This is a genomic window from Magnetococcus sp. PR-3 (assembly GCF_036689865.1).
Lineage (GTDB): Bacteria > Pseudomonadota > Magnetococcia > Magnetococcales > Magnetococcaceae > Magnetococcus.
In genome coordinates this window covers 41,149-63,822 of sequence record NZ_JBAHUQ010000017.1, presented here as the reverse complement: position 1 = coordinate 63,822, position 22,674 = coordinate 41,149, and the positions used below count along the sequence as shown (strand labels likewise).

General features: G+C 50.0%; 15 protein-coding genes. 12 read left to right on the top strand and 3 right to left on the bottom strand.

What is annotated here, in order from left to right; genetic code table 11:
- Positions 1-80: 80 nt before the first annotated feature.
- Positions 81-1,247: a glycosyltransferase gene (locus tag V5T57_RS11505; protein WP_332891363.1), complete on the bottom strand. Its 1,167-nt coding sequence runs from the start codon at positions 1,245-1,247 to the stop codon at positions 81-83.
- A 548-nt stretch (positions 1,248-1,795) separates the two neighbouring features.
- On the opposite strand from V5T57_RS11505, the gene V5T57_RS11500 reads away from it, so the two are divergent.
- Both V5T57_RS11500 and V5T57_RS11495 read left to right on the top strand, forming a co-directional pair.
- Positions 1,796-3,007: a glycosyltransferase family 4 protein gene (locus tag V5T57_RS11500; RefSeq protein ID WP_332891362.1), complete on the top strand. Its 1,212-nt coding sequence runs from the start codon at positions 1,796-1,798 to the stop codon at positions 3,005-3,007.
- Between the two features lie 30 nt (positions 3,008-3,037).
- Positions 3,038-4,531 (top strand): hypothetical protein, encoded by a 1,494-nt coding sequence (locus tag V5T57_RS11495; RefSeq protein WP_332891361.1) that lies wholly within the window; start codon positions 3,038-3,040, stop codon positions 4,529-4,531.
- On the opposite strand, the gene V5T57_RS11490 is transcribed toward V5T57_RS11495, so the two are convergent.
- Entirely contained in the window at positions 4,518-5,624 is a 1,107-nt protein-coding gene (locus V5T57_RS11490; protein WP_332891360.1) for a radical SAM/SPASM domain-containing protein, read from the bottom strand. The genes V5T57_RS11495 and V5T57_RS11490 overlap by 14 nt on opposite strands.
- A gap of 385 nt (positions 5,625-6,009) precedes the next feature.
- Here V5T57_RS11490 and V5T57_RS11485 point away from each other — a divergent pair, with 385 nt between their 5' ends.
- The 6 genes from V5T57_RS11485 (at position 6,010) to V5T57_RS11460 (ending at position 15,683) form a co-directional block, all read left to right on the top strand.
- Positions 6,010-7,512: an MATE family efflux transporter gene (locus V5T57_RS11485; RefSeq protein WP_332891359.1), complete on the top strand. Its 1,503-nt coding sequence runs from the start codon at positions 6,010-6,012 to the stop codon at positions 7,510-7,512.
- 239 nt (positions 7,513-7,751) lie between these two features.
- Positions 7,752-9,344, top strand: a complete 1,593-nt coding sequence (locus tag V5T57_RS11480) for a Gfo/Idh/MocA family oxidoreductase (protein WP_332891358.1) — start codon at positions 7,752-7,754, stop codon at positions 9,342-9,344.
- Between the two features lie 243 nt (positions 9,345-9,587).
- A complete protein-coding gene (locus V5T57_RS11475) occupies positions 9,588-10,592 on the top strand; it encodes an NAD-dependent epimerase/dehydratase family protein (RefSeq protein WP_332891357.1) in 1,005 nt (334 codons plus the stop codon).
- A 3-nt stretch (positions 10,593-10,595) separates the two neighbouring features.
- The gene (locus V5T57_RS11470; RefSeq protein WP_332891356.1) at positions 10,596-11,738 is read left to right on the top strand and encodes a DegT/DnrJ/EryC1/StrS family aminotransferase; all 1,143 of its coding nucleotides are present in this window, start codon (positions 10,596-10,598) and stop codon (positions 11,736-11,738) included.
- A 218-nt stretch (positions 11,739-11,956) separates the two neighbouring features.
- A complete protein-coding gene (asnB, locus tag V5T57_RS11465; RefSeq protein ID WP_332891355.1) occupies positions 11,957-13,831 on the top strand; it encodes an asparagine synthase (glutamine-hydrolyzing) in 1,875 nt (624 codons plus the stop codon).
- A gap of 433 nt (positions 13,832-14,264) precedes the next feature.
- Complete coding sequence (locus V5T57_RS11460; RefSeq protein ID WP_332891354.1) at positions 14,265-15,683, top strand: FAD-dependent oxidoreductase; 1,419 nt, start codon at positions 14,265-14,267, stop codon at positions 15,681-15,683.
- 179 nt (positions 15,684-15,862) lie between these two features.
- Here V5T57_RS11460 and V5T57_RS11455 read toward each other — a convergent pair whose 3' ends face one another.
- On the bottom strand, positions 15,863-17,488 hold the full coding sequence (locus tag V5T57_RS11455; RefSeq protein ID WP_332891353.1) for an ArnT family glycosyltransferase: 1,626 nt from the start codon (positions 17,486-17,488) through the stop codon (positions 15,863-15,865).
- 279 nt (positions 17,489-17,767) lie between these two features.
- Here V5T57_RS11455 and V5T57_RS11450 point away from each other — a divergent pair, with 279 nt between their 5' ends.
- From V5T57_RS11450 to V5T57_RS11435, 4 genes are all read left to right on the top strand, one after another.
- On the top strand, positions 17,768-19,768 hold the full coding sequence (locus V5T57_RS11450) for a hypothetical protein (protein ID WP_332891352.1): 2,001 nt from the start codon (positions 17,768-17,770) through the stop codon (positions 19,766-19,768).
- Positions 19,769-19,933: 165 nt separating this feature from the next.
- Positions 19,934-20,878 (top strand): NAD-dependent epimerase/dehydratase family protein, encoded by a 945-nt coding sequence (locus tag V5T57_RS11445; protein ID WP_332891351.1) that lies wholly within the window; start codon positions 19,934-19,936, stop codon positions 20,876-20,878.
- Positions 20,879-20,921: 43 nt separating this feature from the next.
- The gene (locus V5T57_RS11440; protein ID WP_332891350.1) at positions 20,922-21,659 is read left to right on the top strand and encodes a sugar phosphate nucleotidyltransferase; all 738 of its coding nucleotides are present in this window, start codon (positions 20,922-20,924) and stop codon (positions 21,657-21,659) included.
- Complete coding sequence (locus V5T57_RS11435) at positions 21,656-22,672, top strand: GHMP family kinase ATP-binding protein (protein WP_332891349.1); 1,017 nt, start codon at positions 21,656-21,658, stop codon at positions 22,670-22,672. Before V5T57_RS11440 ends, V5T57_RS11435 begins: the two co-directional genes overlap by 4 nt.
- Positions 22,673-22,674 lie beyond the last annotated feature (2 nt).

Sequence of the window (22,674 nt, the reverse complement as noted above, 5' to 3'; positions counted from 1 at the left end):
AACCTATGCCTTCAATCCCCTCTTTTCAGGCCTGGTCAAGAGATCGATTCAAAAAGGGCTTGGGCTGGTGCCCGCTATTTTCAACATGAGTCTTGTTTAGAGTCGAAGGGCACATCATCCGGATGTTGATGATTCTTCAAAGCCAAATAGACCCGATGGTAGGCCTCTGCAATGTGATGAATATCAAAGTGCTGCTCCATACGTTCACGCGCAGCTTGACCCAGCCTGGAGCGTTCACTATGGGATAAAGTCATCATCTGCTCCATGGCTGCGCTAAGGGCATCAACATCCTTGGTTGGTACGATTATACCGGTTTGGCCAACCACATGGGCACTGTCGCCAGAGTCGGTTGCAACACATGGCACCCCGCAACACATCGCCTCACCAAGAAAGTTAGGAAAGCCCTCCCCTTTACAGGAAGCTAAGACGGCGACATCCAGACCCGACATCCATTGCGCCACATCAGTCACCTCCCCCAGTGTCGTCACCTTCTCCTGCACCCCCCATTCTTCAATACGCTTGGCCAGATGAGGATCATCAATATCCCGTCCGACCAACAGCAGATGCGCAGAAGGTTGTTTTTTAACCAACTGGGCAAAAGCTTGCAGTAAAACGGGATAATCTTTAGAAGGGTGGTATCGTGCAAAGCAGCCGAATATTGACTGTTCGGCAGAGAGATTTAACCTGAGCTTCAGCGCCCTATTGGCATCAGGATCTGGTGAGAGACGATCCAGCTCAAAACCATTGGGAATGTAGTGCCACCAACCTGGCACAAACCCCCGCGCCGTGAGTTGACGCCGCCCCTCTTGGGCATTGTGTAGCATGCCATCCAGCCGTGCGGACAAAAAACGGTTCATATGCAGTAAGATAAGATCCTGCATACCCAAGGTTTGCCGGTTAGGGGCGGAACTGCGCAGGTTGGAAATAAGTTGAGGAATGCCGGTAAAAGGACGTGTGATCAAGCTTAAAAAGTCAGAAACAAACAACCAACTGACCACAACATCTGCCCGGTTATGGCGGAAAAAACGAATGAATTTCCATAGCAGAGCCGGTGTTGGGCGGCTCATGCGTAAATAGTGAACGGTAATTCCCTTCTTCTGCAACAAATGACCAATGGTATCTTCTTGCCCCAAACATAAAACCGACTGTTCAAACCGGTCATCGGCCTGACCCGCGACCAGAACCTTAAAGAGCATCCACTGACTGCCCCCTGTATTAAGTTTGGGTATAATATGTATAATTTTCATGGGTATTCACGGCGCTTTCTCTGCATATCAAAATCCATTCCCTACGCAACTTACCCTATTCCTATCCGCGCAACAATACAGGTGTGTGACCACAAGCTCGCGGGTACACCCTCATTCCCGATTAAGACACCCAATTCCTACTCCCGCCTTTGTCGGTACCCGGCCGATCAACCACACCATGACAGAGCAGATCATAGAAACCAGCAACGTTCAGGTTGTAGGCTCAACCCTAAGCAGATCACAGACTTTGCTCTAAGTATGACCGACTGAAAGATCCCCCCCCCCTTGTGAGATGCAAGCTCCTGCATAAAAGCCACACCTAAAAAGCTTGTGACCAAAGAGGTCTACCCACCGACTAAATGGCCTGAACCGGCAACCATCCTTACGCTACCCAGGCAGCATTATGAAAAAAACGTGTGTTCTTAGAGGGCATTGCATCAGCCCGAGGAAAAGAACAGAGAGACTTTCATCCCTTGGCCTCCTGATCTACGATGAGCCATGCTTGCCATTTACGGCTCAGGTATGGCTCCACCATAAGGACACCCCCCATGCACAACCAAAAACCCCGTCTACTCTGCCTAGTCCCCGCAGACTATGCTGTACTTAAAGAAAAAGGGGTGGACCATATTATTTTAGAACGGGATGAAAACGGCTTTTTTGAACGGGTGATCTCTGTACACCCTTACGCCTACCGTAACCGCTGTATTGATCTTAACACCATTCACCGTGTCTACGATTTTGGGATCGACTGGCTCAACGGTAGCCGTTCAAAAGCTTTGCGCCATCTACTGGCCCCTTTTCATCTGCTTCGCACACTCTTTCGCATTCATCGTTTAATCCGTCAGGAGCGTATCGACATCATCCGCTCCAACGATCCGTTTCTTTGTGGTTTATTGGGCTTGGCCCTAAAACGTCTTAATCCTCATGTTAAACTATGCATGACCATCCACTCGGACTATCGGCATCAGGCATCGTTAGATACTAAGAATGCCCTGCCGCGCATTTTTGGCAGCCGTGATAGCCTGGCTTGGTGGATGGAATCCTTTACCATTCGTCGCTACCCGTGGGTTTTTCCCATACGACAACACTTGATTGATGATTATAAAAAACTGGGTTTTTCTGATACCAGGATGGCGGTTTTTCCCCATGGCATGGATTTTCATGAGATTGATGCCATCTCTAAGGAGCCGATTGAAACATTTCTTCCAACCAACCGGCCCAAGCATCTCCTCTCTTTTGTTGGACGCTTTGTCAAAGACAACCATATTTATGGCTGTTTGGACATCGCCCGGAAAATTGCTGAAACACGGGATGATTTCTTGCTTGTCATGCTTGGTGAAGGCTTGGAGTGGGAAAGCGTCCGTCAAACGGTTGCGCAAGACCCAATTTTACAAAAGCATGTGCTTTTGTGCGGTTTTCAACCCAATATATTGGCGCTCTCTCTACGTAAAGCCGCCAGTGTTAACCTAAGCTTGGTTGGGGGCTTTAGCCTGATTGAAGCCTGTGCCTCAGGCCGGCCTGTCATCGCTTATGATGTGCAGTGGCATAAAGAGTTGATCGAAGATGGTGTGACCGGACGCTTATTCCCCGAAGGTGCTGTCGATCAAGTGGCCCAAGCTGTCATAGAACTGTTGGATGACCCTAAACAGGCCGATAGATTAGGAAAACATGGGCGTGAGCGGGCCATTTATAACCATGAAATAAACCATGTGCATACCCAAAAAACCAGCCTGTTCCAACGGGTTTTAGACACCCCTTAACCCCATAAACCTCTTATGGATAAGGCAACCATGCCACTATCACTGATTATACTGTTTGCTCTCGGCTTTGTTGTACTGCGCATACTCCCCTTTTGGCATGTTCGCCATAGTGGCTGCGACGCCTACTATTTTTTGCAGTGCAGCCAAGTTTATCGCCAACAAAAAAAAGCCCTCATCACGTTACCAAACATCTACTTATTAGAGCTGGATGAGCAGTGGTACCCCCCAGGATTTAGTATTTTTTTAGGTTTTTTCCCTGCAAGAGTTGTGAACCATTACTACTGGCTTCTTAGCACCCTGCTTGATCTGCCTATTGCCTTAGGCATTGCAAGCCTGCTTTACACAACCAGCGGGCCCACCGCAGCCATGGTAGGCCTGTTACTCTATGCCACCATTGGCTCTACGGTTATGGAGTATGCAAACCTGACCTCACGCCCTTTGGGGGTGTTACTCTTTTTTATGGTTTTAATCGGGCTTGTACTGGCACTACAGCAGGGGTTATGGATCGGTATTCTGGTGGCCTCTACGGGGGTCATGCTGCTTATTTTTACCCATAAATTAACCTTACAGCTGGTCTTTTTCCTGCTCCCCTTTATGGCTTTAACCCAGGCGGATCTACGTTATCTCCTGCCCCTACCTTTGGGCTATGGCTTGGCGTTGCTGCTGCACAAAGAGCTGGTGATCAAAATTATCCGTGCCCACCACGATATTGTGACTTTTTGGCTGCGGAACATTAATCTACTTAAAGCCCACGCTGTTCAGGATTCGCCTATTTACGGCACCCCCAAAGACCACCAGGAAAACTTCCACCATGTCTTTAAACGATTAATGGTCCGCATGTTTGCGTATAACCCATGGATCTTGGCCTTGGTACTGCTGGCCTGGATACCCCAGCAAACCTATACCCCGCTTTTATTGAGCTTGGTAACGGGGATCTATCTTTGGGCTTTTTTGACGATTTTCATCAAGTCTTTACGGGGGTTTGGTGAAGGGACCAAATATATCAAATATGCACTGCCCCTAAACTTGGTTCTGGTGGCAGAACTGCTCTTCTCTATCCCAACCTGGACATGGCCGACCCAACTGCTCATCGGTAGTATTACCCTTATCCATTTGGTTCTTTATGGGCAAATCATCCGGCAGTTCATGCAGAGCCGAACCGATGCCAGTGGGGCATTAACACCGGCCATGCAGAAGGTGATTGAACATCTACGCAGCGCCCCACACGCACGAACCATGTGCCTACCCTGCCATATGTCTGATTTACTGGCCTATCATACCGAGAAGCCGGTGTTATGGGGCACCCATGGTTATGGGTTCAAAAAGGCTGAGGCTTTTTTTCCGGTTCTTCGGCACTCTGTCAATCAGTTGATGGAGACCTACCAACTAACCCACCTGTTGATCGATAAAAGCTACACCTCAACCGAGGAACTACAGATAACAGGCCAGGTGGTGGTGGATATGGACAACCTTCAACTCTTGGCCTTTGAGCGCCCCAATAGCCAAGAGCCTAAACCGGTTTGATCTCAATAATTTTTTGCGGGGGTTTAGGGGGGGTTGGGCTGATTTCAAAACTGTTATCCGACTGATAGTTAGCCTGAACCAGCAGGGGAATACCAAAGCCACTACAGAGTTTACAAATCTCCACCTGCCCCTGAGCTTGGGTAATTTGCCGACGGAAGGCAACCATCTTATCCCCATTCCAGATCTCAGGCAGGGTCTGTTCCAACAGGTTACCTGTGCCATGGTGGCCGTGGGCATCCCGACAACAGGGGATAACCTCTCCATCCCAGTTAACCAGTGTACTGGTCCAGACCCAGGTACATTCATTATCTGGAAGTGACGAAGGGGTTAAAACACCCTGATTAAATTTGCTTTTGTCATAGATCCAATACTCTGGGCTTTCCGTCAAAAACTGCTTGCCCTCTTCCACATTTCGTACGCAGGGTTTCACCACCTGCACCAGCTCAACGCCAGATTCCGCAGCCCACTTTTTAAACAGTGGCACTTCATGTTCATTGTGTTTCATCACAATAAACCCCGCCTCAATTTCCACGGGGCTACCAAGCTCTCGGTTTAATTTGACCAAGGCATAGAGTTTTTCCAGGGTTTTGGACAGATCCCCTTTAACCCGGTAGACCTCATGGCTCTCTTGCGTCATCCCACCGATTTGAAAGCTGATACGGTTAATGCCAGAGTTCATCAGCGCTTGCGGATCAACCCGCTCACCATTGGTACAGGTCTCTACATACATACCCTTTTGGCGGGCATAGTGGATCATTTCATAGGCATAGGGGTTAAGAAAGGGCTCCCCCATGAAGTAGAACATTAAACTTTGGCTGTAAGGAGATACCTTATCGATAATCTCTTTAAAATCCTCTAAAGACATCATGCCAGAGGGTCGTTCCATGGAGTGGTTGCCTGTTTCACACACCGGGCAACGTAAATTACACACATTGGTGGGCTCAATAGAGATATGACACGGCATGAGCAAGGGCTTGGTTACTTTGGCTTTGGCCATTAACGTATTATAGACCAGCGCATGCCAACCACGGGGACGTTGCCACAGTAATTTGCTACCCCAACGTGCAATTTTCACCATCCGTTGCAACATCATCCACTCCCATCCAAGCCTTCAAAGTCCAGCCTTGTCATCCGAGACATCCAGTCAGATGATACGTAAAGCACCCAACAATGCCCAGGCATCCTGTCATCTAAGTTTTCACCCCTGATGAGCGTTACACCATCTCATCCATCAAGCTTGCCACCTTAGAGTCAGAAATCATGCCATAAGTTCGTGCATACGTCCTCTAAACCAAGGGGAAAAAAGGATAAGAACACGAACTTTAGACCACAGAAAAAAGAAGATCACCCCTGGTGTAACCATGATGGACCTTTCACACAAACCAACCGATATGGTACCCATACAGCATAGAGGTTCCCACGAGATAGAACCTTCCCCCCCCCTTCTGCAGCAGCAAGACCCTGCTTGGAGAGAACATGTGAACCTGTTCGCAACCTTTTTTCGACTCTTCAAGCTACAAATGGTGGTGGTCTTTCTCAGCCTAATTGTCATGTATCTTGTGGGTAAATTTGTGGCGCCTGAGATCTATGCCACCTACCAGCTTTTTCTCTCTTTTCTTACCACAGCCATTGCTTTAGGAATGAGCTGGACCCATGAAGCGTTTGTGCGTCAAGCCCGAGAAGAGCTACAAAACCACAACAGTATGGCAACCAGTGCAGGTAGTTTTCTGTTTTTAAGAGGCCTTTTTTTTGCTGCCATTATCTTAGTTGGGCTCATCGTTAATCACCACTTCAACCTCTTAGGTGACAATCACCTTTTTGGACTCTTTTTCCTCATCATCGCCTTTTCCATTGTGGTCCTGGCTGATGGCTATAACTACCTGCTCATTGCCCAATCTTATTTTACAGGCAACATCCTGATCAAAGTCTTTGTTTCGGCAAACCTACTGTTTGTCTTAGTAACCCATGTCCTATTGGACACTCCCCTTAATTGGAGCTATTTTGCCTACGCCTATCTGGCAGGATATGGCATGGCCATTGGTCTCTTTATAGCGCGGCTGGTACAACGAAAAACCACAACTTTTCACATCGCCAAACCCCGCATGATGGCTATGATCCATTATGGATGGAGCACCCCTTTTGGTATTATTGGTGGGGTTATTTTTAATTGGATCGACCTTTGGTCCATCTCCTACCTATTGGATCTAAAACAGGCTGGTATCTATATTTTTGCCTACCTACTTATTAATTTTGCCTATTTTATCCTCACCCCGTTATCAAATATGCTGACCGTGCGGTTTATGGATGTTGGTATCCGTCAAGATCGAGAGCACATTCGTCTCTACAGCCAACGGGCGACGACGCTTTTATTAATAAGTTTTGCGCTGCTACCACTTTTGCAGGTTGCCGTCACCACACTCTTCCCTCTGTTGGGGTTATCCCAATATGCGGGGGCTGAAATTGTCCTGGTTCTGTTGCTTATTGGCACCTGCATTCAAATGGGGATTATTCTCTTTGGAAACATATGGAAATCCGATGCAAAGCTGGTCCCCCTGAGCACTGTTTTTTCTATTCTCTCAGCTTTAGTCAACTTTGCAGGTAACGCCTTACTTATTCCCATTTACGGCATTAAAGGGGCTGCTCTGGCCACCTTACTGGCCTTGGCGTGGAACTTCACAACCCGTATCTGGATGGCAGAGCGTTTTTACGGTGGACAACTCTTTGCGAAAAAGCTCTATCTTCTTATACCAACCTTCTCTGTTCTCGCCTGCTGGATCAACCTAAGCGGAGCCAGTTTAAGCAACTTTCTTTTATCTCTGGCTCTAACGACCGTCATGCTGCTGCTGTTCCGTTGGGATGGCATGCTGGTTTCACTACAAGAAATTTATGACATCATCACCCACGGAAAAGCCCCTTGGCTCCAGAACCCACGTTGGGTGGCTTTTCTCAACTGGCTTTCTAAGCCCAAAACAACCTCGTAAGTCTCTATGTAACCGAAACGATAGAGAACACACCCTGCACAGCACCCCTGTCATCATTAAAAAACAAAATCATGCCGCAGGTGGACCATCCACATTGATAGAAATATGGAGTACCATAGCCCCGTCAAGAGAAGCGTACCGTAGGGTATATTTGCCCCCTAACGGCTCATCTCTCGGTCAATGAACGGTCATACCTGCCCTGATTGTTCAGTTCACTCGATTTTTTTTTGAGGCATACGATGCAACAGAACAGTGCACAACCCGTTAAGACACTACTTGTTGGTGCCGGTTACTGGGGTAAGAACTTAGCCCGTGTCCTTCATGAAAAAGGCTGCCTTGCGGCCATTTGTGACCCTGATCATGCGGGCATGGCGGGCAAGCTGGCCGGAGAGTACCAAGTTCCACTGTTTGCCACTCTCTCTGAAAGCCTGGCTGCGCTGGATATTAAAGCCATGGTCATTGCCTCCCCTGCCGTAACCCATTACCAACTGGTGAAGCAGGCGCTTGAAGCGGGCTTGGATGTCTTTGTGGAAAAGCCACTGGCTCTGAAGGAAGAGAACGCCAAAGAGCTGTCCCAGTTGGCCGATGATAAGGGGCGCATCTTAATGGTGGGGCACCTGTTGCAGTACCACCCGGTTTACCTGAAGCTTAAAGAGGTTCTACAAAAAGGGGACCTGGGTAAGCTGCGCTATATCTACTCCAACCGCTTAAATATGGGCAAACTGCGCAGTGAAGAGAATGTCCTGTGGAGCTTTGCCCCGCACGATATCTCCATGATCCTGGATCTGGTTGGGGAAGAGCCCTGCGATGTCAGTTGCCAAGGCCACTCATTTGTCAGTGAAGATGTGGCCGACATTACCCTGACCCACCTTCAATTCACTTCCGGGGTGCGCAGCCATATTTTTGTCTCCTGGCTACACCCGTTTAAGGAGCAGAAGCTGGTGGTGGTCTGTGAAGAGGGCATGCTGGTCTTTAATGACACCTTAAGCTGGGATGAAAAACTACAACTCTACCGTCATAAAGTGAATTGGGATAACGGTGTACCTGTTGCTGAAAAAGGGACTGGGGAGCTTATTCCTGTCACCCAAGATGAACCTTTGGGCTTGGAGCTTTCCCACTTTCACCACTGCGTCACCACCCGAACCACGCCCCGTACAGACGGCTGGGAAGGCACCCGTGTTTTAAGTGTGCTCAACCGCGCTCAAAAAGAGATCGCCCGCCCCGCCCCTGCGCCGACCAGCAACAGCGAATACTTTGCGCACGAAACCGCTGCGGTAGATGCCAATGTACAGATTGGCGCGGGTTCAAAGATCTGGCACTTCTCCCACGTGCTGTCAGGTACAACCATTGGTAAAGACTGTATTATCGGTCAAAACGCCATGCTTGGACCAGATGTCACCATAGGGGATGGCTGCAAGGTCCAGAACAATGTCTCTCTTTACAACAAGGTAACCCTGGAGAAACATGTTTTTTGTGGGCCTAGCTGTGTCTTTACCAATGTGATGACCCCTCGGGCCCACATTAACCGCAAAGATGAATTCTCGCCAACCCTGGTTAAAGAGGGGGCCACCATTGGTGCCAATGCCACCATTATTTGCGGCAACACCATCGGTCGTTACGCCATGATTGGTGCGGGCGCTGTGGTGACCAAGAGTGTACCCGATCATGCACTGGTTGTGGGTAACCCTGCGAAGCAGATGGGCTGGGTCAGTGAGAGCGGTGAGCGCATGGGAGAAGATCTTATCTGCCCTCGGACCGGTCTGGCTTATGAAGAGACCGCCGGCGGGCTACGCCGCAAACCTATGATGGATGCTGAAGGACTGACGGAATAGCCTTTTTCCTCTGACATACCTAGGTACGTAACGGTATAGACTCTGTGCTGTTACGTACCTACCTGCGCCACCCCCTTTAAAAAATCATGCCCCCGCCCATTTCTGCACGATTCTTGAAACAGATCCCATTCCAGGATTATCGATGGGTATGGAAGGTTAGCTCTTGAACCAACCACCATTCCCACGCATCCTTATGCCAATCGGTTGATTGATTGATCCCATTTACAGGGCAAGGAGTGACACATGGATCTCAAGGATAAGCGGCTACTGCTCATTGGTGGCGCCGGTCTCATCGGTTCCCACACTGTGGATGAACTGTTGAAGGAGGATGTTGCTGAGGTCCGGATTTTCGACAATTTCTCCCGTGGTCATGAAGATAACCTTGCCGATGCCTTTGGCGACTCCAGAGTCAATATTTTCCCCTTGGGGGGGGAATTAATGCAGCGGGATATCCTAGATGCCGCCATGAAGGATATTGATGGGGTCTTTCACTTTGCCGCAATGTGGCTGCTGCACTGCTACGACTACCCCCGTTCGGCTTTTGAGGTCAACATTGGTGGCACCTTTAATGTGCTGGAAGCCATGGTCAATAATGGCGTCAAACGCTTGGTATTCTCCTCCTCCGCCTCGGTCTATGGGGATGCGGTGGAAGAGCCTATGGTTGAGGACCATGTCTACAACAATAAGACCTTCTATGGCGCTACCAAAATTGCTGGGGAACATATGGCCCGTTCCCTCTACCATCGTTATCAAGGTACGGATCAGCATTTTGATTATGTTGGCCTGCGCTATATGAACGTCTATGGACCCCGGCAGGATTACCATGGGGCCTACATTGCGGTGATCATGAAAATTCTGGACCGCCTGGACCAAGGTCTGCCCCCGGTTGTGTATGGTGATGGCACACAAGCCTATGACTTTATTTACGTTGCCGATTGTGGTCGCGCCAACGTTTGCGCCATGAAATCAGACAGCACCGACGCCTTCTATAATGTCGGTACCGGCATCCGCACGACCATTAAAGAGCTGGCTGAGATGATCCTGGAGGTCTACGGTTCTGACCAGAAGATCCACTACGAGCCTGCTGGACAAACCTTTGTAAAAAATCGTATTGGCTGCCCCATCAAAGCCCGTAAAGAGCTAGACTTTGAAGCCCGCACAGAGCTGCGGCAAGGTTTAGAAAAACTGATCGAATGGCGCGGCAGCCATATACGTGAAGTAGAAAGACGCCGTAAGGAAGGGGCATAAACCTTGAGCAACCAACGCAACATCCCAATCTCTCTCCCCTTAACCGGAGAGGAAGAGTGGCAAGCGCTCCGAGACCCTGTGTTCTCAGGTTGGTTAACACAAGGCCCCAAGGTCAACGCCTTTGAACAGGCCTTTGCCAAACGCCACCAGGTTAAGCATGCCATTGCCACCACCAGTTGCACCACGGGTCTGCATTTGGTTTTAGCTGCTATGGGTATTGGCCCTGGGGATGAGGTGCTTGTTCCAGCCTTTACCTGGGTCGCTACAGCCAATGTGGTCATGCACTGTGGGGCGACACCAGTTTTTGTGGATGTGGACCCAGTCACATTTAACGTGGACCCCAAGGATGTAGCGGCCAAGCTTACAGATCGCGTCAAAGCGCTTATACCTGTGCATCTTTTTGGCCTCTGTGCGGATATGGATGCCCTTGCGCAAGCCGCTCCGGGTATTCCCATGATCGAGGATGCCGCCTGTGCCACAGGTGCAACCTACAAAGGGACCTATGCGGGGGGGTTAGGGCTGGCTGGTGCCTTCTCCTTCCATCCTCGCAAGGCGATTACCACAGGTGAAGGGGGCATGGTTACCACCAATGATGATGCCTTAGCAGAGACCATGGTTACCCTGCGTAACCATGGTGCCAGCATCTCTGAAGAGCAGCGCCACCATGGTCCAAAGCCCTTTATCTTGCCAGACTTTAACCTGCTGGGGTTTAACTACCGCATGACAGACCTGCAGGGTGCTGTCGGACTGGCCCAGATGGACAAGCTGGACCGCATACTGGAAGAACGCAACCAGTGGGCCGCTTACTATCAGGAAGCACTGGCTGACATAAGCTGGCTTAAACTACCTCAAGTCACCACAGATATGCAGCATGGCTGGCAATCCTACGTAACCTTTGTGGATCCTGAAAAAGCCCCAGCTGAGCGCAACGAGCTGATGATGCAACTGCAAGAGAAGGGGATCAGCACCCGCCCCGGCACCCACGCGGTGCATATGCTTGATGTGTATCGTGAACGTTTTGGGTTAAAACCCCATGATTTTCCTGGTGCCTTGGCCTGTGATCAGCACACCATGGCCATACCTTTGCACAATCAAATGGTCCAAGCAGATTATGAGTATGTGGTGGCAGCCCTTAAAGCTCTCTAGCCTGCAACCGTCATTTGAACATCTGCGGGATAGGAACAAAAAGGCTGCACACCAAAAAAGATGATCGTAAACCTTGTGACATCTGGGCTGTGCTGCCAGGGTGACATCTATTAAAGTGCGCAGACCAAACCCCCAACAAGACCAAGCTTAAAAGCCGCAATAAGCTTGGCCCTTACAAGCCAATAACCGGCTTAGGCTTAGATGGAAACAGGTGAATTATGTGTGGTATTGCGGGGGTTCTGGACCTTACAGGCAACCCAACTTCAGAGACCATTGTGCGCAACATGGCCCGAGCCATCGCCCACCGGGGTCCTGATGGTGAGGGTATCTATGTTGCAGGTCCCATTGGTCTGGGCCACCGTCGCTTGGCCATTATTGACCCTACGCCCGCTGGCCACCAACCCATGGTCACCAAAGATGGCCGCTACTATCTAATTTATAATGGCGAAATTTATAATTTTTCAGCGCTGCGTATTGAGCTGGAGAGTTTAGGTCACACCTTTCACTCCCAAACCGATACAGAAGTGGTCCTACAGGCCTTTGCCCAGTGGGGGGCGGCCTGCGTGGATCGCTTTAATGGCATGTTTGCTTTGGCCATTTGGGATCAAAGAGAGAAATCACTCTTTTTGGCCAGAGACCGTTATGGTATCAAACCGCTTTATTATACGGTCAACAAAGGCAAACTGCTGTTTGGGTCCGAGATCAAAGCGATCCGAGCCCACCCCGACACACCATCGGGGATGAACCAACAAGGTCTGGTTGAGTATTTTACTTTTCAAAACTTTTTTGCCGAACAGACTCTTTTTAAAGATATTCAACTTCTGCCTCCAGGCAGCCATATGACCGTTAACCTGGATAACCCAGAAAAAATCATCACAACCCGCTACTGGGACTACTGCTTTCAAGAGCCTCAATCCAGACTCAGTGAAGCGGAGTATCTGGAACAGTTTGATTTTCTATTTCAGCAGGCGGTCAATCGCCAACTGGTGGCGGATGTTGATGTTGGAGCCTACCTAAGCGGAGGGGTGGACTCAGGCTCCATTACCGCCATTGCAGCCAAACAGCTTAAACAGATGCGCACCTTTACCTGCGGGTTTGATCTACACTCCGCTTCGGGTATTGAGCTGGGGTTTGATGAACGGGCCACGGCAGAGCACATGTCCTATCTGTTCCAGACAGAACAGTATGAGGTTGTGCTCAAAGCTGGGGATATGGAGCGTTGCCTGGAGGATCTGGTTTGGCATTTGGAAGAGCCCAGAGTTGGCCAAAGCTACCCCAACTACTACGTCTCCCGCCTTGCCTCAAAATTCAATAAAGTGGTGCTGGGGGGCACCGGTGGCGATGAACTTTTTGGGGGGTACCCTTGGCGCTACTACCGTGCGGTTGTTAACCAGGATTTTGATCACTATGTGGCCAAATACTATGAGTTTTGGCAACGCATGGTCAGCTCAGATCAAATGTCTACCTTCTATAGCCCGATCTGGAACCAAGTTAAGCACTATAACCCTCAAAATACCTTTAAAGATATCTTTCAGGAGCATTTTAAAGATCTGCGCAAGCCTGAGGACTATGTTAACCACTCCCTGTACCTAGAGGCTAAAACCTTTTTGCATGGCCTTTTGACCGTTGAAGATAAACTGAGCATGGCCCACGGCCTAGAGATGCGTGTCCCCTTTATGGATAATGATCTGGTCGATTTTGCCATGCAGGTACCCGTCAGCATGAAACTGGGCAACCTTCAACAGGTGGTGCGACTGAACGAAAACGATCCAGGCAACAAGATCCAACGCAACTTCCAAAAAACCAAAGATGGCAAGCTGCTCCTGCGCAAGGCCATGCAACGTTATGTACCTGAAGAGGTTGCGCAAGCTGTTAAAAAAGGATTTTCGGCCCCAGATGCCAGCTGGTTCCAGGGAGAGAGCATTGAGTATGTCAAACAGAGCTTGATGACAGGAAAGTCACCTATTTTTGACTATCTGGACCGGACCATGGTCGAAGCCAAGGTCATGGAGCACCTGGATGGTAAACGTAATAACCGCCTACTGGTTTGGTCTCTGATCTATGTTGATCTGTGGCTCAAACGCTTCACCTAATAAAAGAGTGCCCAAACAGCCAGCTCGAAACATAAAGACCACCGATCGCACAGAGAGCTGTGCCGAAGCTTGAAACAGCGGACCTATTTTAAGACACACAAAAATATAAAGCGTTAACAGAGCATTACCCGCACTTCCCCCCACCCCAACGACAGTACAACCAGCCTAAACCATCGGCTTACCCCCCCTAAAAAGTAGCTGTCGCATCGACACCCGCTCTTGGTATACACGGTGTCTCTATACAAGGTTTTTCATCACGTAGGAAAGACCACACCCTGACTTTCCCACTGCGTGTATCCATGCTACCATCTTGCAAATTCTAAGTTATGGTTCATACGGCCTGGAATTTGCGATATTTCAGCGAGTCTTTAATCTTATCAGTGACCGTAGTTTGCCAAACCACCCTTTGGCAATGAAGAGGGGCGTATATTTCATGAGCACCGTTGTGATCATCGGAGGAGGTCCCTCTGGACTGGCTGCCGCCCAGGAAGTACAAAAACGTGGCGGTCAGCCGGTGGTATTGGAACGTCTGGATATTCCTGGCGGGCTCTCACGAACCCTGCGCCATGATGACTGCCGATACGACATTGGACCACACCGCTTTTTTACGCGGAATCAAGAGGTCCACCAGCTTTTTGTGGATATGGGGGGTGACAGCATTATTCACGTCCCTCGCCTAACCCGTATTTTTTATGGGGATACCTTTTTCAACTATCCGCTGACAGCGATGAACGCTTTGACGGGCATGAACCCCACCAAAAGCGCGCATATTATGCTCAGCTATGCTTATGCACGTATTAAAGACCGTGTCTCCCCCCAAGAGATCAAAACGTTTGAAGATTGGGTGGTCAACCGCTTTGGCCGCGGCTTGTTCGAGACCTTCTTTAAAACCTATACAGAAAAAGTATGGGGCATTGGCTGTGAAGAGATTGGCGCAGATTGGGCAGCCCAGCGCATTAAGGGGCTAAACCTGCTCACCGTCATTAAAAATGCACTGTTTCAAAACGCCCAAAAGGGGCAGGTCAAAACCTTGGTGGATGAGTTTATCTATCCCCGTCTAGGTGCTGGTCAGGTGTATGAAAACATGGCCGACCATGTCTCACACCATGGTGGAGGGGTGCACTTACAACATACGACCAAACGCATCATCCGGGATGGCTTTAAAGTCAAAGCCCTGGTGTGTGATACCCCAGATGGTGAACAAGAGATCGCCGGGGACTTCTTTTTAAGCAGTGCCCCATTGACGGAGATGCTGGCTATGTTCTCCCCAGAACCACCCCCGGAGGTTCTGCAAGCCGCACAATCCTTGGCCTACCGCAATCACATTGGGGTAAACCTCAAAGTAGAAGGCCAGCTATTTAAAGATAACTGGATCTATATTCACGATAGCCGGGTTGCCATGGCCCGCATTGCCAACTATAGAAACTTCTCACCAGACATGTCACCCAGAGCTGAGATCAACCCTTTAACGGTTGAGTACTTCTGCTTTTCTCATGATGCCGTTTGGCAACAAGATGACCGTAGACTCATTGAGTTGGCCACCGAAGAGATGGTGCGTATTGGCCTGATCAAGCCCAACCAGGTGGTGGATGGTTTTGTGCAACGCAATGCCAAAGCCTACCCGGTCATCCGCAAAGGCTACCAGGACCATATTGACACCATTCGTAGCTGGCTGGGGCAGATGGAAAACCTAGTTCCCATTGGTCGCTCGGGCATGTTTAAGTACAACAATCAGGACCACGCCATGATGACGGGCCTAATCGGTGCACGCATTGCCATGGGAGAGAAGCAGTTGGATCCATGGAATGTCAATATTGATGCGGAATATCATGAAGGTGGGGAAGCCCACTAAACGTTCCAAAGGCGCGCATAGATTCATAAACAGCCCAGCACCGCTTTGTGTGCTGGGCTGTTTTTTTTAACCTCTTTTGCGCTAAAAAGCCTCTTTTCAGCCAAAGCAGAGCCCCATTGATCTACAGATCTCCACTTCGGCCTTAAGCCTATGCTGTGGCGCCCCCCTGCCCTTAACGGTTACCCTTTACGCTTATAGATGGCGATACCTGGTGATCGAAACTCAATCGGTGCCTGCCATAGCCAGGAAGGTGTGGCTGTAAACGTTTGTACCAATTGATACTCTGACTGGCGGGGATCATACAGCCGCTCGTAAAAGGCAAAGAGCTCTGGTGTGGGCGGAGTCATCCGGTACCACTCTTTGTAAAACTCAGGCTTGACCGTATAGGGGGCTGAAAAATAGTTCTCCCGTTGAAATTTTGAGAGCACCCGATCCCGGTTGGGATGATGAACAACCACATACTCTGGCTTGTCTAAAATCTCAGTCCACTCTCTTCCCAAAGTTGGCAGATGAGGAAATTTCCATGGGTGTGTATTGCGAAACCTTGGGGTGAGATAGTTAAACCCTACCGTCGCTTGTGCGGGGATCTGCTGATCGATGTAGCGTAGCGCCTCAATTCGGGCATCCCCATGGCGCATAATCGCCCCAGACACACAGTTCAAGACCGAGAAAATGACCACCCCACCGACAACCGCATAGCCCACCCATGGTTTATCCAAACCAACACTCTGGGCCATGATGGCCTCCCCGCCTCGCGCAGCGAAGATCACCAACAGGGGGCTAAACATAATGACATAGCGCGTGGAGAGGCTTTGATCGAAAAACGCCAACAAGAACAGTGTTGTAAAGAGCAAACCCAGCTCTAAACGGCGGGGTCTCATAAGAACAACAGCAACCCCAACCACAAAGAGCACCATCATGGGCCAGCCCATGGCATCCGTCATGGTGGTCCAACTCTTTATCCAAACCTGGATATCCCATAAAGAACCATGGCGCGGGGCATGCTCATCCGCCAAATATTGTATGGAGGACCAAACCTTCATGGGTTTTAAAACGATGGCAGGGACAAACAGCACAAAGGTCACACACGTACCGATGATCGCCGCCAGCACACTGCCTTGGGTACGTTTGAAAAAACCACCCAAGCTCTCTTGCCCACTTCTGGCCCCCAACCAACCGGCTGAAAGATAGATAAAGACAGCGCCCACAGGGATCAATGCCACCGTATATTTTGAGGCAATGCCCGCCCCTAACAACACCCCAGCCCATAGACAGGTGCGCCGTGACCAATTTTGGTCATGACAACGTATGATCTGTAAGAAAAACCACGCCAGGAAAAAACCACTTACCACATCTGTCGACGCCCAAGCGGAGTTTTGTACCGGATAGAGCGAAAAACCAAGCAGCAGAGCCGCCAAAACACCGGTCTTGGCACTAAACAGCCGCTCAGTAATACGGTAGGTGAGAAACATTGTCCCCACCCCCATCGCTAAGGTAACCAGCCTAGCCCCCAAGGTTGCAGAAGCAACCCAAGCATCCCAACCCAGGTTAAAAACACTGGTTACCGCATGTACTGGCAGTGTGATGAGCCCTGTAAAATATTGAAGGAAGGTTGGGTACTTAAAGGTCTCCCGGATCAAGATATCTCGTGGAAAATGCACCACGCCACTGGTCACTTTGCCTTCATCTGGATGGTAATACCAAGAGTAGTCATCAAAAAAGGGTACACCCCACGTTATGCCCAATAGCCGCAGAAGCGCACTGGCCAACATAATGAGTAAAACAATTTTGGTGGCGTTCTGCATCCATCTCATCCTTACAACGAATGGGTTAATTATTTGATTCGGAAAAAGCCTATCCAGGTCTTCGGATACTGAATCATTGAGCCAGGGTAGCATATCACCCAAGCCCAAGGCAGGGACTACCCATACACAAAAACCAGGACCCCTTGCCCAGATCTGGCCGATACCCAGACCTTCCCCCCCTTTAGTGGGCATGCTATGATCCAGAGACCATAAAAAAGACCGCCTAAAACTGCTATTTACTATCCTTTTCAATAGGCTAGCAAAAGAGAGCCGTTGACCATGCCAAACCATAATCACACACCAATTACCACCCAAACCTTAGCCATGTCACCACGGTTATGGTGGATAGGGTCTGCATTTTTTCTGCTGCTTAATCTCACGGTCTTTTTTTATGCCAGCCTATCACTGCCCTTCTACCCCATTGAAGGGGATGATGTGATGGGTATTTTGCAACGTTCATTACATCTTGCCGAGTGCCCCACCCAGGATTGTGTGGCCATGGAAGATGTACTGCAACAGGTCAATGAACCCACATCAGATCCCCAAGTTCAGGCAGAAAAAGGGGTGAGCAAAGCTTTTATGTTCCCCCATTACACCCCTTTGCAGTCGGTCATCATTACGGCTCTACATGGGGTTGGTATGGATTGGTGGCGCGCTTTTCAGCTCACCCATCTACTGGCTTTGCTGCTGTTTACTTGGGGGCTTTTTCATTTTTTACGGGCGCAATGGGGGGCCGGTGTGGCCATGATTGCCCCCATCCCTATTGCCCTGATGTTAGGAACCACGCTACCCAGTTTAATGGGAACGGTGGCCAGTACAGCTGTTTTTGGCCTGTTTTTTTATGGGCTTGCTCGCCTATTGGAGCAGGGAAAAGCCGTGGGGTGGCATCTACCACTCCTCTGCTGGTTAATGTGCCTGCTGCACATGCCCGTTGGCATGGTTCTTAGTGCGATCTTAATGGCCAGCTATCTGTTCATTAACCCCATCAACTTATCTAAGACAACACTCTATACCCTGGCCACCGCCACCTTGGCGCCTCTACTGGTGGTTTTAACCCCACGGTTATTGGATCGCCCCATCACAGGGGCCTCGATCCCCTCCCTTCCCGTGACACACCCTCTGTTCATGAGCAAGGTGATGGAGAACCTACAAGGTGCCATTTCCGTTATTCGGGACTGGATGGCCCATTTTGTGGTGGGCAAGTGGGGCTTATTGGCTTTATTGATCTTGCTGCTGTGGTTACTGCCGCGGCATCGCCTACGTAGCTTAGCCGTTCTATTTTTTATCACAGGTGCGGCCCTAAGCACCCTAATGGTTGTGTATGATGGCTATGCGACCTTTGTGTTTCCCCGCTTCTTCGCCCCCATTGCCATTTGGCTGATTGGGGGGCTCTGCTATTTGGCACTTGTGGGCTACAACCGTTTCCGTGCCACCACACCGCAGCCAAACAGACCGTTAAAAGCCGCCGGACTGCTCTTAGCTCTGGCCTGCACGGCAGGCCTACTACACGCTACCTATCTGGGGATCAGTTACCAATCCACCATTTTTGATATGAAGGCCAAACGGTATAACTATCTGTTTGAGCCAAAACAGGTGGCACAGGTTACGGCCGACACGCAGCAAGCATGTGGCCGTATTTACTACGATAATTTGCTGGTTATGGGCAGCTCCATGTTACATGGTGCCGAAGATTGTGGGGTCCTGGCTGCCTATCTGCACCGCTCAGAAGATATGAAACATACGTATCTTGAGCGGCTCAGCCAGGTCACGCATTTTATCCGGCTCAATCCCATCGCCAAAAATGGGCAGAACGGCTTAAAGATCACCACACACCCTATTATCATTGAGCCCTCTAAGGCCAATCATAGTGAGCGTGTCTACCTTAGCATCCAAAGTAGATCCGGGGAGAGCCGTGTAAGCGTGTGGCCAGAAGGCTCGCCAGATAAAAAACGAGACCATCTTGTTCATTCCGAGCAGCCCACACACCTTGAAATTTCCCAAGCGGATTGGGCGCAGGGAAAACGTTGGATGCTACACAGTACAGAGGCAGGAAATACACTTGTTGGGGTCAGGGCAGGCAATCCAGGTGCATTACGCTGGCCCTGGGGACAGGGTATTCTTATTGAATCCCCCAGCTATAACACGAAAGATACAACGCCCATCAGATACACTTTTGATCCTGAACTTCTTGTGCATAATCAAAAAGCTACACAGGTAGAAGTGTTCAATGATGAGGGCTATACCTATGCTGGTCGGCTCTCTTGGCACAAACAACCTTAGCCCCATACCGGCGTGGCATAAAACCTGCTGTTCAAGACAGATGCACGGTACATCCGTTGATCAAACCAAACATAGGGGACCAAGGCGATCGCGCAGACGGTATCAGTCGCTGTTGGAAAACCTGCTTAGGCCTAGAGGGCCATTTTATTTGGGAGTTTAACCGTAATGAGTGAAGCCTTCTCTATTCTTGTGACCGGTGGTGCAGGTTATTTGGGTTCCATCATGGTCCCTGAACTCTTGGCGGCAGGGCATAAGGTGACCGTGCTGGATAACTTTATGTTCCAGCAAGCCTCGTTAAACCCTCAATGTGCCCACCCCAACTTTCAAGTGGTGCATGGTGATGTGCGGGATGAAAACCTGATTAAGAGCATCATTGCTGACTTTGATGTGGTTATTCCTCTAGCCGCCTTGGTCGGTGCCCCGCTGTGTGCCAGAGATGAGACAGGCACCATCACGGTTAACCGTGACAGTGTACTGATGATGATCCGCCATATGAGTAAGCAGCAGCGCATTCTTATGCCCATTACCAACTCCGGTTATGGCATTGGTGAGAAGGATAAGTTCTGTGATGAGACTTCACCCTTGCGCCCCATTTCACTCTACGGGCGGATCAAGGTTGAGGTTGAGGATGCCATTTTGCAGCGAGAGAACAGTGTGAGCTTCCGTCTGGCCACTGTTTTTGGCATGGCCCCCCGTATGCGGATTGACCTGCTGGTTAACGATTTTGTCTACCGTGCGGTGTACGATCGTGCCGTGGTGTTGTTTGAGTCTCATTTTAAGCGCAACTACATCCATGTCCGGGATGTAACCCGCGTTTTCATGCATGGTTTGGATCAGTTTGAGAGCATGCGCGGCGGCCCCTTTAATGTGGGTCTGTCCGACGCCAACCTCTCTAAGCTGGAGCTGTGCCAGGAGATTCAAAAACAGCTTCAGGAGTTTGTCTATCTAGAAGCCCCCATTGGAGAAGATCCCGATAAACGAGACTATATCGTCTCCAATGAAAAAATTGAATCCACAGGCTGGTCCCCCAACTACAGCCTGCAAGATGGTATTAAAGAGCTGATCAAGGGCTATACCATGATCCGCAACACACGCTATACCAATGTCTAAAGCGTACCGACCTGACAACGAAAGCTCGTTGCAGGAACTGCCCATGATCGTTCTGGCTGGGGGCAAAGGCACCCGTATACGTGGTGTCTTGGGTGAGGTGCCAAAACTCTTGGCACCGCTTGATGGTCAACCCTACTTGCAGCATCTGCTCGCGTGGCTCTATCCCGCAGGTTTCCGCCATGTTCAGTTTGCCCTAGGGTATCAAGCCCACGCCATTGAGACCGCCCTACAACAGCTGAGCAAACCCGCGGATTTAACCTTGGATGCCGTCATTGAGGCAGAGCCTTTGGGGACCGCAGGGGCCATTCGTCTGGCCATGCAAGCGCTGCCCAGTGGCACCCCCTTGGCCATCATGAATGGGGACAGCTACACCGATGCCGATCTGGCCCATTTTTATGCCCAGCACCGTCGTTCAGGTGCAAGCATCTCCATGCTTTGCGTGGAAGTTGAGGATATCAGCCGGTATGGCCAGGTTGTACTTAATGACCAAAACCGTGTGGTTCAGTTTGCGGAAAAAAATCCACACGCCAAGGGGCACTCTGGGCTGATCAATGCAGGCCTTTATATTTTAGAGCCCCAAGCCCGTCAGCTACTGGCAGATAGCCTAGGCAGCTCTATTGAGCATGACTTTTTTACTACCCTGCCCGAACATGCCATCCATGGGGTACCTATCTCAGCCCCCTTTATCGACTTTGGCACCCCTGAGAGCTACCAAGTGGCTCAAACCTTTTTTGCCCAACGCCAGCCGCAGCTTGCACGCTATATGGAGATCGCGCCATGATCATCACCCGCACCCCTTTTCGCGTCTCCTTTTTTGGTGGTGGTACAGACTATCCAGCCTGGTACAACCAACATGGCGGCGCTGTACTCTCCATGGCTATCAACCGTTATTGCTATTTAACGGTTCGCCACCTGCCACCTTTTTTTGAACATAAACATCGGGTGGTCTACTCCAAAGTAGAGCTGGTGGATCATGCCGAGCAGATTCAACATCCCGTGGTTCGGGCCATTATGTTGCAGCAAAATATTGAGAGCGGCCTAGAGATCCATCACGACGCTGATCTTCCAGCCCGCTCCGGCATGGGCTCAAGCTCATCGTTTACAGTGGGTTTTCTTAAGGCCATTTACGCCCTGCAAGGTAAGATGATCAGCAACCGCACCTTAGCGGCTGAGGCGATCAATATTGAACAGAATGTGCTTAAAGAGAATGTTGGTAGTCAGGATCAACTGGCTGCAGCTTGGGGTGGTTTTAACCACATTGAGTTTGAAAAAGGGGGGGACTATTCGGTCAACCCAGTCATTCTATCGGCGGATCGTTATCAGGAACTGGAGTCCTCCATTATCCTGTTTTTTACAGGTATTCAGCGCTTTGCCTCCAATGTTGCCGGTAAAAAAATCGCCAACTTTGATAAACGGCAAGACGAGCTCACCACCATGCATGGCATGGTTAATGAGGCGCTCTCTATCTTAAACGACCAGAATCAACCCATTGAGAATTTTGGCACTTTACTTAACGAAAGCTGGAAGCTAAAGCGCTCTCTCTCCGATGCCGTCACCAACCCCTTGATTGATGAGATCTATGCAGAGGCCATTGCCGCTGGAGCCAGTGGTGGTAAACTGATGGGAGCGGGGGCCGGTGGCTTTATGGTCTTTATTGTTCACCCCTCTTTAAGACGCAAAGTGTGTGAACGGCTCTCCCGGTTAATTCATGTGGACTGTGCCATCGATCATGGCGGGTCGCAGGTGGTCGCTTATGATCCCGAACGCCAATCGGCCGTTAACTGTGGCGTTTAAAC